This window comes from Marinobacter zhejiangensis (genome assembly GCF_900114775.1).
GTDB classification, from domain to species: Bacteria; Pseudomonadota; Gammaproteobacteria; order Pseudomonadales; family Oleiphilaceae; genus Marinobacter; species Marinobacter zhejiangensis.
This window is the reverse complement of the sequence record NZ_FOUE01000002.1, coordinates 893,350-906,757: the sequence shown is the minus strand read 5'-3', so window position 1 is coordinate 906,757 and position 13,408 is coordinate 893,350. Positions and strand designations below refer to the sequence as shown.

Here is a 13,408-nt window from a genome sequence, read left to right as displayed (position 1 = left end):
CTCAGGCTCCCCCTTCCTGCTTGACGGCCTGCCAAAGCGGTCGATACAACGCATCAACCCAATGCTGGAACTGACCATCGGCGATCAGGTCATCAAAGCTCGGGTAGGCTCTCCGTAATGCGGGCTTCTGGTCCGACTCACCCCGGGTGTTAAACCCGCCTTCGTAGGCCTCCCGCGCTGCGGACAACGCCCGCTCTTCGCCTTTCTCCACATAGGTCAGCCAGGCAAATGCCGCGTTCGGTGCCACCGCAAGCGGTGCCTTCAAGCCCGCGACCCAGGCCTCGAGCAAGGCCCCAAGATGCGTTTCCGCGTCCTTGGCGGACAAAGGAGGAAACTCCATTATCCCAACCTTGCTGAGGAGCGAAGTACTCAGCGGTTCCGCCCCCACCAGGCAAGCCGCCAGGTGCTTTACCCAGGCAGCCAACGCCGGAGTCCATCGATACCGCTTACGGCCATCCACCAGGTTGCTGCTACTTACTGTGATGCAGGCACGACCGCCAGCTGCGGATGCCCTTAGCCCGCCAATCCAGTCTTCGATCACAATCGGATGCCCCGCCACCTCGCGTTCAAAGCGGAACAACTGCAAATCCACCTCGTCTGGGAACGCCGCCTGCCGCTCCTGGTATCGCTGATACAACTCGGGCAGATCTTGCCTCAAGCGCTGCTGGATCACCTGTCCAACCCCACCCGGGGGAAACTCTCCGCGGGCGGCCTGACGACGTATGATCTGGTTCAGCCGGTCCTCAAGGTCGTCCGGACCGAAACCCGGTCCCTCGCCCGCTTCGATAATAACCCGCCGGATCAGCTCATCCGTCAGGTGCCAGCGTTCGAGGCCATCCAATGCAAAGGGCTCATCGTCTGACAACGGTTCATCCAGTTCGGAAAAACGAATACCCAGGCGCTGCTGGAAAAAGCTGTCGACAGGCGACCGCAGGAACCGGGTTAACCCGGTGAGCGTCAACGGCTCGTCGAGGAGCCCCGCTGGCAACACCCCCATCAGGTTGGTCGAATCCGTAGGTTCCCGGTCACGACCTTCATGGGCTTCACGCCATTCATGGGCAAAGGTAAACAATCTTCCGGCCGGTTGGCTCCGGCCGTTTGATGGAAAGTAAAGCGGGCTGAACGGCTGCAGGGGATGCTCCGTCGTCAGGTACTGGGACAACGTCGGAACGTTTTCAACTTGCACGGCATCATCAACCCTAAGGGGTCGGATAAGGTCAATATGGTCCTGAAGCTGGGCCACCAGTACCGACGGCGGTCGCTCAGAATTATCTTTAACACTTCGCCCTATCCAGCTGATATACATCTGCTTTCTTGCTGAAAGAAGAGCTTCCAAAAACAGATAGCGGTCGTCCTCCCGACGTGACCGGTCCCCTGGGCGATAGTCCTCGGCCATCAGGTCAAAGTCCACCGGAGCCTGGGACCTTGGGTAGTCACCATCGTTCATGCCCAGCAGGCAGATATGCTTGAACGGAATGGCCCGCATTGGCATCAAGGTGGCGAAATTGACCTTGCCCGCCATAAAGCGCTGGCTGAGCCCACCGGTTTCAAGACCAGAGAGCCACACTTCCCGGACGATTCCAAGGGGTAACGGAGTCAGTTCCAATCCGCTGGCAAGACAGGCGGCCAGCCACTGGTCAACCACCTGCTCAAGCTGGGTAAACACCAGAACATCGTCCTCGCTCATGTTGGCGAAGAACCCCTGCCGTATCACCGTAAGCAGTCCCGCCCATTGCTGCGGCACCCTGGGTTCCTGAAGTGCCTGCCAGAGTTCGGACAGGTAGCGCAGAAACTGCTCCAGCTGGCCGGCCACCCTGCTCTCCAGCCCGCCAACCTCACCGTAGGGCTCAATGCCCTGCCAGGCGTCTCCATCACCCACGGCGTAGCCCAGGAGCATACGCCGCAGCCCAAAGAGCCAGGTATTCTGTTCCATGCCTGCGGGGAGGTCCTGGCTGGCCCGGTGTTCGCCATCCAGCCCCCAGCGGATATTGGCCCCCTGAATCCATTGGTGGAGTTGGGGCAAGTCATCCTCTCCAAGACCGAAGCGTGCCCTTAACGCTGGCACATCCAGCATGTCCAGAACGTCGCTGACGGCAATCCTCGACTCGGTCAGCGACAGCAGTTTCTCCAGAGCAATCAGGGCGGGCAGTTTGTGGCGCTGGCCCTGATCCGACACCGTGAAGGGGATGAAACGCTCGTCGGTCGATTCCAGTTGCCCAAACACCGCCTGGATATGAGGGGCGTAGCTGTCAATGTCCGGCACCATGACGATAACGTCCTGGGGGCGTAGCGACGGATCACTCTCAAATACCGCCAGCAACTGGTCGTGCAGGACTTCCACTTCGCGCTGGGCGCTATGGCAACTGTGGAATACGACGGAGTCATCCATGTCGGCGAGGGAAAGCGGCCGGGTAGCCTCATCAACAGGCCGCAGGTTCAGGATGTCATCCTGGATTGCCGCGAGCAGACATGACCCCGCATCCGCCTTTCTGTCCCCATTGCCCTCCCCACTCCCGTCCCAGGGAGACCGGAAGAGATCAATGGCCTCAAAACGGTGGCGGTAACTGTCCTGGTCGTCGTATTCATCCAGCAGACGAATATAATCCCGACCTTGTTTACCCCAGGCCGCCAGCAAAGGCTGGGCATGAAGATGAAGGTTACCCTCATCCAAAACCTCAGGCATTCCGCTACGCCGGGCGCCCCGTTTACTGGCGGCCCGCAGCAGGTCGCGATCTTCGACAATATCCGCCCAGTAGTAGCGGCACGGGTTGTGGATGCATAAAAGAACCTGCATACACTGCCCGAGGCGACTCAGCACTTCCAGGGTCTGTTGGGGCAACGAAGATACGCCAAAGACAATCAGACGCTTAGGCAGGCCATGGGGGCGGTTGGCCGCACTCAACCCTGAGGCAGCGCCCATGAAGCGATGATGAATGTCCGCACGGCTATCGCCACCCATCACCCCGGATTGGGCTTCGATATCCGCAACCACTCGCCGCCACAACTCTGCCTGCCACTGCTGTTCCGGGGGCAGCGGACGCTCCTGGCTACCCCGGACCCGAATAATGTCCCGCTGCTGGCGCCAATCCTCCAGCCAGTCGGCACGATAGACCTGATACTGGTCAAACAGGTCAGCGATACGCTCTGCCAGCTGGTAATGGCGGCGATCGGATTCTTCACCCGCCAGGAAACGGGCCAGCGGTTCAAATACCGCGTCTCCGGTCAGGTCGGGCAGCAACCGGTAAAGGCGCCACACCAGCTGATCCTTGTCGTAAGGAGATTGTGTCGCCACCTGGTTCTCGCCCAGCACCGCCCGATAGGCCTGCCAGAGAAATCGTGAAGGCAGTGAAAATTGCATCGCCGCCGCAATTCCCAGCCCCGCCAGCTCTTCATCGTCTTCATTGCGAGCCAACGCGAGCTTGAGCCATTGGGCAATCCCGTTGGAATGCACAAGAAACACCTCATCATCGAGCGGGCCCAGCGGGTAGCTACGGATCACCTCAACCACCAGTGAGCGCAGATCTTCAAGACGATTGGCGTGAATCACCTGAAAACCGACCGGCAACGATGATGCCGCCGATGGTATCTGGGAGCCCCCGTTTGGATGGGTGGTCATAGCAAAACGATTCCTGGCTGTGGGTCCGGACAGAGCATAGCCTTAGCCGAGCCCCTATCCAAACTTTACTGAACTTCAAAGGCTTACCGGTTTAATTTTGATCATTCGGATGCCAAGCAAACGCCGGAAAGACACCCCGTTTGACGTCAATTATCAAAACAATGTCGTCAAAGTCCCTTTGCCTTGGCGTCATTGGTCAAAATCTAACAAACTATTACCGTTACAATCGATGCAACTTCAATCGAGCTGCACATGCATTAGGTGCACTTTCGATAGCCAACCTTCCAGGTCACGATTGAGTGAACCCAGTTGGCGAATCAACAACGACGATAACGACTAGAAACAACGAGAAAGGAGCTTCAGGTATGCGACGCTGGAACGGCTGGGGAGACGAAAACTTCAATCTGAACTTGCCCGATGAGGGCCAACAGTTCCTGAGCGACCGCATCGGCGAAGCGCGCCCCCTGCCCGACGCCACCCTTGAAGCCGTGCGCAAGCAGGTGCCCGAATCGCGGCTGCCGCCCCATGAACTGATCGACACCAGCGCAGACGTCCGCATACGCCATGCCCGAGGCCAAAGCCTCGCCGACTGGCTGGCGATGCGAAGCGGTCAGTTTGGTGTATTCCCCGACGGCGTCGCGCTGCCGAAAACCACCGAAGAGGTCCGCGAGCTCCTGGCCTACGCCAAGGACAATAATGTCAAAGTCATCCCCTATGGCGGCGGAACCAGCGTGGCTGGCCACATCACTCCCCTGGCCGATTCCCAGCCAGTGCTGACCATCAGTCTTGCGGCAATGAACCGGCTGATGGATATCGATACCGACAGCCAGATCGCCACCTTCGGCGCCGGCACTCCAGGCCCCCTGGTGGAGTCCCAGCTTCGGGCACAGGGCTACACATTGGGCCACTTCCCGCAGTCCTTTGAGCTATCCACCATCGGTGGCTGGGTCGCGAGCCGGTCCAGCGGCCAGCAGTCCCTGCGCTATGGCCGCATTGAACAACTGTTCGCCGGAGGGCGAATCGAAACCCTGAAAGGTACTCTGGATATCCCCACCATTCCTGCGTCCAGTGCCGGACCGGATATCCGTGAGATGATTCTGGGGTCTGAAGGGCGCCTGGGGATCATTACCGAGGTCAAGGTTCGCATCACCCGGTTGCCCGAGAAAGAAAGCTTCCATGTGGTGTTCTTCCAGTCTTGGGAAAAAGCCAAGGCCGCTGCCCGGGAACTGGTCCAGAACCGCGTTCAGCTGTCCATGCTGCGCCTGAGCAATGCCATCGAAACCGAAACCCAGCTTGCGCTTGCTGGCCACCCCGGACAAATCCGCCTGCTCGAGACCTTCCTGTCCTTACGAGGGGCGAACGACGAGAAGTGCATGATGACCTTTGGGGTCACCGGCAGCAAACACCAATGCCGCAGCGCCCTGTCCGAAGCCCGTAAATACTGCTCCGCCCAAGGCGGGGTCTATACCGGCAAATACCTGGGCGCCAAATGGGCCGAGAAGCGCTTTACCATGCCGTACCTGCGGGAAGCCCTGTGGCAGCTTGGCTATGCCGTAGACACACTGGAAACCGCGACCGATTGGGACAACGTCGACAACCTGCTTAGCCGCATGGAGAACAATCTGCGTCAGGGGCTGGCGGAAAATAACGAGCGCCTGCATGTGTTCACCCACCTGTCCCACTTCTATGGCCAGGGTTGCAGCATCTATACCACCTACGTCTTCCGCAACGGCGACAGCTATGAGGAAACCCAGGACCGCTGGCAACGGCTTAAGACCAGCACCTCTCAGGTGATTGTCGAGAACGGCGGCACCATCAGCCACCAGCACGGTGTCGGCAAGGACCACGCGCCATTCCTGGAAGTCGAGAAAGGCGAACTTGGCATGACCGCCATCAGCAGCCTGTGTGAGACGTTCGATCCTGCCGAGCTGTTAAACCCCGGCACCCTGATTCAGTCCCGGAACAACTAAGGCAACGGAGGCCTCCCCATGCGCCAACCGGCTCGGATGGACGCCCTCAACGCCCTGCAAACAGGCGACCAGGCGTTTGACATCATTGTAATCGGCGGCGGGATCACTGGCGCCGGCGTAGCCAGGGAAGCTGCCGCCAGCGGGCTTCGTACCCTCCTGGTGGAACAACGGGATTTCGCCTGGGGCACCTCCAGCCGTTCCTCCAAAATGGTCCATGGCGGGCTACGTTATCTCGGCAGCGGCCAGTTCCGCCTGACCCGGGACGCCGTCAGGGAACGCCAGCGGCTGCTTGAGGAACTCCCAGGCCTGGTACGCCCGCTGCAGTTTCTTATGCCCCATTACCGGCGGCAGTTCCCGGGGCCGCGCATATTCGGCCTGCTGCTGGCAGTGTACGACCTGTTCGCAGGACGCCGCTCCCGCCGTCGGCTCAACCCTGCCGAGGCACTGAACTGGGTGCCCGGCCTGGCCAAGGAACACCTGATTGGCGCCAGCGGATTCACCGATGCGGTGACCGATGATGCCAGGCTGGTCCAACGTATCCTTGAAGAAGCGAGAGCTTCCGGCGCCTGGTGCCTCAACTACCTGAAAGCCGACGTTGTCGGTGGTAATGGTACAAGCCGTTTGGTTCGCCTCCACGATACCTCCGGGGCAGCATCAGCAAACAGCAGCTTTGAGCTATCCGCTGCGGTCATTGTCAACGCGACCGGCGCCTGGGCAACGTCACCGGCCGTCTGCCAGGCGAGCCAGAACGATGAGGGGATACGACGTACCATACGCCCATTGCGAGGCAGTCACCTGGTGGTTCCCTATGACACCCTGCCAGTCTCCTGCTCGGTATCCCTCCTTCACCCGGAAGACCGCCGGCCGGTGTTTGCCTTCCCCTGGCACGGCATGACCGTTCTCGGAACCACAGACCTTGACCACCCGGCACCGCTGGACCTTGAGCCCCATATCACGGATGAGGAGCTGCATTACCTGCTCAAAATCGCCACAACGCTTTTCCCTGGCACCAGCCTCGGAAAAGACGACGTTGTCGCAAGCTGGGCAGGAGTGCGCCCTGTGGTAAGCGAAGGTTCCAGCAAATCCCCGTCCAAAGAAAACCGGGAACATGTGATCTGGGACACCAATGGAGTCGTCAGCGTCGCCGGCGGCAAACTGACCACCTACCGGCAGATTGCCCGGGAAATTCTGGCCGAATGTCGCCAGTACCTCCCCGACCTGGAACTACCGGATGAGCGTTTGAAGGTCTTCACCCCACCGCCCGCCCCTCACGAGCCAGGCGGCCAACGGCCCGCATCCATCAGTCACAGCGACTGGGAACGACTCCAGGGCTCCTATGGGCCAGCCTTGCCCCAGGTTCTGGACGCTGGAGCACAGACACGCATCCCTGGCACGGAGACCTACTGGTGCGAATTGATCTGGGCGGCCGGCCATGCCGATGTGGTGCACCTGGATGACTTGATGCTGCGCCGCTCCCGGCTTGGTCTGGTGCTGCCCGATGGGGGCAGGCACAGGCTGGACGACATCCAGCACCAGTGCCGTCACGCACTCAGCTGGAATAGCGACACCTGGGCCGCAGAGCGCGAGCGCTATCTCGCTTTGTGGCAAAGCCATTACTCGCTACCGCCAGAATCACCCGTCCCGAATGTCGGGTCACCAGATTCCTCCCCCTTTGCCAGCGAGGACACCAGCGAGGTAGCCAATGAGTCGCACTGACCCCCTGATCCTGGCAATCGATAATGGTACCCAGAGTGTGCGGGCCCTGCTGTTTGATACCCGGGGCAACCTGGTTGGCAAGGGCAAGCAGGAAATTGAACCCTACTTCTCCGAGCAGCCCGGCTGGGCTGAGCAACACCCTGACTACTTCTGGGAACAACTCGGCATCGCTTGCCAGTCGCTGTGGGCATCAACCGATGCCAGTCCAGAGCAAGTCGCTGGCCTCACCGTCACCACCCAGCGCGGAACCGTTGTTAACCTCGACAAAGATGGCCGCCCCCTTCGCCCGGCCATCATCTGGCTGGACCAACGCCACGCCCACGTCGACGGCCCGTTAAAAGGACCGTGGGGATGGCTGTTCAAGGGGCTCCGCCTGGAAGACACCATCGCACGTTTCCGCGAAAAAACGCAGGCCAACTGGATTGCCCAGAACCAGCCTGAAATCTGGAAAAACACCAAACATTACCTGTTGCTCTCCGGCTACCTGAACTATCGGCTGACCGGGGAATTTCGCGACTCGACAGGCAGCCAGGTTGGCTACCTTCCGTTCGATTACAAGAAACAATGCTGGGCCTCACCAAAGGACTTCAAGTGGCAGGCCATGCCGGTAACGCGGGAGATGCTCCCGGAACTGGTCCAGCCCGGCGCAACCATCGGCCAGGTGCTTCCTGAGGCCGCCAGCCACCTGGGGGTTCCTGCAGGGCTTCCGGTAATTGCCGCTGCCTCGGACAAGGCTTGCGAAATATTGGGTTCCGGCGGGCTCACCCCCAACATCGGCTGCATGAGCTATGGCACCACCGCGACCATCAACACCACCAGCGGCCGCTATGTCGAGCCCATACGGTTTATGCCGCCCTATCCGTCTGCACTACCCGGGCACTACTCGACGGAAGTCATGATCTATCGTGGGTTCTGGATGGTGAGCTGGTTCAAGCAGCAGTTCGGACTGCGCGAACAGAAATTGGCAGAAGCCCGTGGGATTGAACCAGAAGCGCTGTTTGACGAACTGGTGCAGGCGGTACCGGCAGGCTCAATGGGGCTGATGCTGCAACCCTACTGGTCGCCAGGGGTTCGGAACCCCGGGCCTGAGGCCAAGGGCTCCATCATCGGCTTTGGCGATGTCCACACTCGCGCCCACCTCTATCGCGCCATTCTCGAAGGCCTGGCGTATGCCCTGCGAGAAGGCAAAGAGCGTATTGAGAAACGAAGTGGTGTGCCCATCCAGCGCCTGCGTGTGGCTGGTGGCGGCTCCCAAAGCAATGCCGCCATGCAATTGACGGCGGACATCTTCGGACTGCCCGCCGAACGCCCCCATACCTACGAAACCTCAGGCCTTGGCGCCGCCATCGACGCCGCCGTAGGCCTGAAGCTCCACAGGGACTTCAAAACCGCAGTCGCCAACATGACCCGCGTAGGTGACACCTTCCACCCCAACCCGGAAACCAGCGCGCTATACAACCGCCTGTACCGGGAGGTCTACCTGGACATGTATCCAAAGCTTCAGCCGCTGTATCACAAGATTCGGGAGATTACGGGGTATCCGAGGTAGGAGAGGACAGGTTGCGGGCTTTGTGCCCGCCAGCCTATTACTGCTTTAGCTACGGCCTTCCCTGAGCCAAGGTTTCAATCCGTTCAAACAGGATTTCTTCTCGCTCTGCACTGCCACCGGCTTGACTGCTAACCGCGTACTCAAAGTTGGAGTCATGAAGTAGCTGCCCAAATTCCTCAGCCAGATAGCCTCGCAACGCACCTGAAGCGGCATTGACCTCATCAAGCAAAGACTCTCGACCATCAATCAGTGTGAGTAGGTCTTCAATGTCGTGGCTCGTCAAAGCATCGCCATTTCCTCTGCCCTTGTAGGCTTCCAGCTTTGTGGCCAGAAAATAGGGTGGGCTAACCAGCCAGATGGAAAGTTCACTAGACAGTTCATAGGGTATGGCGGTTTCCAGCGCTTCCGCATACCAGCGGTTACTGAACCCAAGGACTTGTGGATCATCCGGCATGAAATCCACTCGCAATTCGTCCAGTCTCATAGCGCATACCGGGGCTTTCTCGCTTGGATCCGGGGGCATATCCTTGAAGCCCTTTGCCCTCAAGGTCTGCTGTAACGTATGGAACCCAGGATAGCCCATCACGTGGACGATGAGATCGACGTCCTCCGTGTGCCGAACCTGCTCCATCACAAACTGATCGGTTAAGAAAAAAGCCGTTGTGCAGCCACCCACGAAGGCCACCTGGTCTCTCAGGTCAGGACCGAGCGCCTCGGCAACCTTGCCGACCATGTGCTTTTGTAATGCAGGTATGCTCATTCACTCACGTCCATGTGCTTTTCCAACAGATCCTTTGCCAAATTTGCCTCACGGGAGCCGCCAATACGTATTGCGTCGACCAGAGCAAGTAAGGCGTAAAGCTCCGGGTCACGGCGCACCGCGTGGCCCACGGTTTTGAAGAGCGGGCTGATTTCCAGGCCTTTGTTGTTGCCCCGTGCGTCTGGCCATACCGGCAGCCATTCACCGGCACTAAAAAGACGATGCTCGAGCACAGGAGCTGCAAATGAGGTTCCGATACCCCGTACCAGTGGGCCGGGCTTGGCCGGGAACACGTACTTGGCGCCGTATACAATGAACTCATACAGCCGCTTCGCATTGACGCGGGGCACGCCAGATTTCCGATCCTTCTTAGCCAAGCCCACATCCAAACATCGCCGTAGAGAATTACTGACCTGCGACTTCCCAATGCCCGTTTCCGACTCGAGACTCCGCACGGTGTATACGGTTGCCGGAAAAAATTCATCACTGAAATCGTCTCTTATCTGCCATTCAAGAGATTCATCTCCTTCTCCGCCCCAGTCCTGCCAGTCGTAAGGCCACGCCTTTTGCCCGTTGTCAGCTTGCCCCTGAGCTTCCCGCTTCTGTAGCGAAACCAACTTCAACAACAAACCCAAGTCTTGACTCTTAATTCCATCCATAAAGGCTGCGTCCTTTGTTTTTGGACAAAGGACAAGAATCCCTCACAATCTAAATTTATTCAAGACCCAGATTGACCAGGACGCGTTGTTAGGCGCGGCACCAAATCAACAACGATACATCCATCAGATCACTGATAGCTCTACACGCCACTAAAACCGCGCCTGATAGACCTTCGGAGACAGCTGCACATGCCGCTCTATTGCACCAGGTAGCACGAATAGCCGAGGAGCTTGTTCAAACTCATAGACTCGGTACAATCGAAATGCCGATGCAAAATCATTGGAGAAAGCCCGCTCGTTTTCACTGATGAAGAAAGGCTGATATTTTCCCGAGTTGGTCGCTTTGACCTCCAGGAAACGCTCCTCTTCACTCAGGGCGTCGAAAGATCGAATGTCATAGCCCAGACCATCACCATAATCTTCGCTTGACCACACCACCTCATCGGCCAGGTCCGGGCGCCCGGCAAGTGACAGGCGCTGTTTCTCTAACGCCACAATAAATGCCTCTGCACTCCGACCTAACTGTCGATTTCGGGATTCTCGTTCGGTGTAATCCACCTGTCTGGCCAAATACTTTGGTTTAGCCTCCATGACACGAGGAATATGCTCGGGGGGATCGGGGTCGAACACTCGATCCCAAGTGAAGATGGCGCCATCTTGATCTGTAATTTTCTTATCTGCACTGAGACTTACATCGTCCAGCAGCTTCTGATGACCTGCCAGGTACGACAGCACAACTTGTTTGAGCTGTTGCTGATAATTAAAAGCGGGCTTATAGCCCGGAATGTATGGCAAGCCGAGTTCAAGCAATACGGCGCTGACGTTCTGATGTTTAAACTCGATCGCGCCATTCGAACGGTTGTTCAGCCGAGGTTGAAGGCTCCGTCGATGCTCAGCCTTGCTGTAAGGCACGCCCTGCAGGTGCTTCTCGAGCATGACCATATACTCACCGATCAAGAACTCACACTCGAGCCAATCCCATCCCCTTTGTGTCTGCAGGATCCCTCGCCTGGAGCTTTCATCCAGATTTGTTAATAGCGCAGCCTTGAGGAGCTCCCGGACTATTTGATTACCCAATAACTCGAACAGCTCCTCGTCCAGAAAGGCGTACTCGATATGCGAATCAATTATTCCAGGAGACGTAGCAGTAGACAGCCGCTCGTAGCTTTCACGCTGGCCGGGGCGAACCTTGTGGTCCCAAAACCCATCACCACGAAGATGAAAAAAAGGAAGGTGGGGATTATTCCGATCCGAGGAACCCGCCAGCTCCCGAACGTGCCGACCAAACCCTTGCCTTAACCCCTCATCAAAGTAAAAGCGGTTATCGGTCGCCTGGCCAGATTCGATGCGATCGATCACCGCCAGCAACATGGCGACCTTATGAGGACTCTTATTGCCGCCAGAGGCATTAAGGCGAAGGGCCGAAAATCGCCTTTCATAGTCAAGCAGGCTCACCGATTACTCCAATAATCCGCCTTCCCTGGGATCACCCAGCGCACGCCTCCGCGGGGGTCTTCTAAATCGCCCTGATACCTGGGAATCAGGTGACAATGCATATGCATGACCGTTTGACCGGCGGCTTCGCCGCAATTCATTCCGATGTTGAAGCCGTCAGGTTGGTAATTCACCTCAAGCCAACGCTTGCCTTCCTCTACCAACACCATGACCGCCTTCTGTTCTTCAGCGGTAAGATCAAACCAGTCGGCCGCGTGACGCTTAGGGACAATGAGCAAATGCCCAGGGCTGACCGGAAAACCATCCAGGCGGATATAGGCCAGCTCGTTCGAAGGCAATTCTCGGTCCGGTGATGCAGACTCGGCGAAACAGAAGGGGCAGGCGTCATCCATTATTCAATCTCCGCTTGAAATCCGCTGGCATGAAACTCGGGGCTGAAGCCATTGGCAAGTGTGGCAACGACCGAGCCCTTTTCCCAATTATTCGCTACACTCCAAGCATTGCGGAATTCGTTATACCGCGCCCGCCGGTACTCTACACAAGGCCGGTGTCCTGCGGCGAATGCAGCTACTTCATCGAGGAAAAATAATTCTGTATAGGCGCCTGGAGACATTAGCGTTCTTTGTCGGCCCTTGAATTCAAGTGCACAGGTAATCCAGGCTTTAGTCTTGAACAGGCGAGTAACCTCTTTGGAAGCATTGTGCAGCACTCCACGGTTGCCCATGAGAGTCCCTCGGGCACTATTGGACTCAATGATGCCTTTTGGGTTTACTCGATTCTGTAGCGGCATGAATGGGAGCTCCCCCACGTCTAATCAGTAAAAATCGCGTTGCTCTATCCTGAGTTAGAGTAAGCCTACCTTTAAATCTGATAGCGTTCCCCCAATATTTAAACACCTGCGTAGTTTGCGAAGCGTAAAGCCAGCTTTTCGACGAGAATTCGTAGCAGGATCGCTGTCACAAACGATTCCGTGTATCGCTATCGTCTGGGCACACCAAGAATACGCCGGTGATTGCGAGCCTTCAGAACGCAGTTGAATGCTATCCCGCCTACGGGTTCAGCAGGCTTCTCAAGGCACAGAGAATATCGGGTATAGCTGAGATACCTACACCGGTTTTGCAGTGCGTTGAATCTGGGCAAAGATTGGCGCGTCAAGAAGTGCTGACCAAAGAATTCCTGGAACAGGAGGGGGGGGACAACAAAGGCGGCCACACCATCGAAACGCATCCGCTCAACGCTCAAATATATCGGCGGAAAAGGTGCGTAATTGGACTGGAAACTACGGAATATACTCCAGTGAATTCCCAGCAGGAAAAACTAAAGTGAAATCACTTAAGAGCATAAAAAAAGGAGAAAATTGGAGGCGCGGGTCGGAATCGAACCGGCGTACACGGAGTTGCAGTCCGCTGCATGACCACTCTGCCACCGCGCCTGGAAAAAGTCCGGAAGGATTATGAGGACTTTTGTGCTCTCAGGTGGACAGTGAGAGACTTGATATTACATTCCTTCCTGATTGGATCAGGAGAGAAATTGGAGCGGGAAACGAGATTCGAACTCGCGACCCCAACCTTGGCAAGGTTGTGCTCTACCAACTGAGCTATTCCCGCTCTGAGTCACTGCGACTGGCTGTTGCCGTCGAAGTGGCGCATATATTAATGGATCGCGGCTGAGAGTCAACCCCTT

Annotated in this window: 9 protein-coding genes and 2 tRNA genes; 3 read left to right on the top strand and 8 right to left on the bottom strand. The window is 57.5% G+C overall.

What is annotated here, in order from left to right:
- Nucleotide 1: 1 nt before the first annotated feature.
- Nucleotides 2–3,616, bottom strand: coding sequence for an exodeoxyribonuclease V subunit gamma (gene recC / locus BMZ67_RS09535; protein ID WP_092021935.1), 3,615 nt, complete (start codon nt 3,614–3,616; stop codon nt 2–4).
- Nucleotides 3,617–3,981: 365 nt separating this feature from the next.
- Here recC and BMZ67_RS09530 point away from each other — a divergent pair, with 365 nt between their 5' ends.
- From BMZ67_RS09530 to BMZ67_RS09520, 3 genes are read left to right on the top strand one after another with little or no spacing between them, the layout of a single operon-like run.
- On the top strand, nt 3,982–5,586 hold the full coding sequence (locus BMZ67_RS09530; RefSeq protein WP_092021933.1) for an FAD-binding oxidoreductase: 1,605 nt from the start codon (nt 3,982–3,984) through the stop codon (nt 5,584–5,586).
- Between the two features lie 18 nt (nt 5,587–5,604).
- Complete coding sequence (locus tag BMZ67_RS09525) at nt 5,605–7,302, top strand: glycerol-3-phosphate dehydrogenase/oxidase (RefSeq protein WP_245749921.1); 1,698 nt, start codon at nt 5,605–5,607, stop codon at nt 7,300–7,302.
- A complete protein-coding gene (locus BMZ67_RS09520; protein WP_092021931.1) occupies nt 7,289–8,851 on the top strand; it encodes an FGGY-family carbohydrate kinase in 1,563 nt (520 codons plus the stop codon). Before BMZ67_RS09525 ends, BMZ67_RS09520 begins: the two co-directional genes overlap by 14 nt.
- Nucleotides 8,852–8,900: 49 nt before the next feature.
- Here the strand turns inward: BMZ67_RS09520 and BMZ67_RS09515 are convergent, their stop codons facing one another.
- From BMZ67_RS09515 to BMZ67_RS09480, 7 genes are all read right to left on the bottom strand, one after another.
- Complete coding sequence (locus BMZ67_RS09515; RefSeq protein WP_092021930.1) at nt 8,901–9,611, bottom strand: hypothetical protein; 711 nt, start codon at nt 9,609–9,611, stop codon at nt 8,901–8,903.
- Complete coding sequence (locus tag BMZ67_RS09510) at nt 9,608–10,270, bottom strand: hypothetical protein (protein ID WP_139214355.1); 663 nt, start codon at nt 10,268–10,270, stop codon at nt 9,608–9,610. The genes BMZ67_RS09515 and BMZ67_RS09510 overlap by 4 nt, the downstream gene beginning before the upstream one ends.
- A gap of 150 nt (nt 10,271–10,420) precedes the next feature.
- Nucleotides 10,421–11,725, bottom strand: a complete 1,305-nt coding sequence (locus tag BMZ67_RS09505) for a protein NO VEIN domain-containing protein (RefSeq protein ID WP_092021928.1) — start codon at nt 11,723–11,725, stop codon at nt 10,421–10,423.
- Nucleotides 11,722–12,117 (bottom strand): HIT family protein, encoded by a 396-nt coding sequence (locus BMZ67_RS09500; protein ID WP_092021926.1) that lies wholly within the window; start codon nt 12,115–12,117, stop codon nt 11,722–11,724. Before BMZ67_RS09500 ends, BMZ67_RS09505 begins: the two co-directional genes overlap by 4 nt.
- Nucleotides 12,117–12,515, bottom strand: a complete 399-nt coding sequence (locus BMZ67_RS09495) for a hypothetical protein (protein ID WP_175481877.1) — start codon at nt 12,513–12,515, stop codon at nt 12,117–12,119. The genes BMZ67_RS09500 and BMZ67_RS09495 overlap by 1 nt, the downstream gene beginning before the upstream one ends.
- Nucleotides 12,516–13,083: 568 nt before the next feature.
- Nucleotides 13,084–13,157: transfer RNA gene (locus tag BMZ67_RS09485), tRNA-Cys, on the bottom strand.
- A 99-nt stretch (nt 13,158–13,256) separates the two neighbouring features.
- Nucleotides 13,257–13,332, bottom strand: a tRNA-Gly gene (locus BMZ67_RS09480).
- Nucleotides 13,333–13,408: the final 76 nt, after the last annotated feature.

Excerpts from the sequence above, each read along its gene's own strand:
- recC (WP_092021935.1), bottom strand. The coding sequence starts at position 3,616 with ATGACCACCCATCCAAACGGGGGCTCCCAGATACCATCGGCGGCATCA.
- BMZ67_RS09530 (WP_092021933.1), top strand. The coding sequence starts at position 3,982 with ATGCGACGCTGGAACGGCTGGGGAGACGAAAACTTCAATCTGAACTTG.
- BMZ67_RS09525 (WP_245749921.1), top strand. The coding sequence starts at position 5,605 with ATGCGCCAACCGGCTCGGATGGACGCCCTCAACGCCCTGCAAACAGGC.
- BMZ67_RS09520 (WP_092021931.1), top strand. The coding sequence starts at position 7,289 with ATGAGTCGCACTGACCCCCTGATCCTGGCAATCGATAATGGTACCCAG.
- BMZ67_RS09515 (WP_092021930.1), bottom strand. The coding sequence starts at position 9,611 with ATGAGCATACCTGCATTACAAAAGCACATGGTCGGCAAGGTTGCCGAG.
- BMZ67_RS09510 (WP_139214355.1), bottom strand. The coding sequence starts at position 10,270 with ATGGATGGAATTAAGAGTCAAGACTTGGGTTTGTTGTTGAAGTTGGTT.
- BMZ67_RS09500 (WP_092021926.1), bottom strand. The coding sequence starts at position 12,117 with ATGGATGACGCCTGCCCCTTCTGTTTCGCCGAGTCTGCATCACCGGAC.
- BMZ67_RS09495 (WP_175481877.1), bottom strand. The coding sequence starts at position 12,515 with ATGCCGCTACAGAATCGAGTAAACCCAAAAGGCATCATTGAGTCCAAT.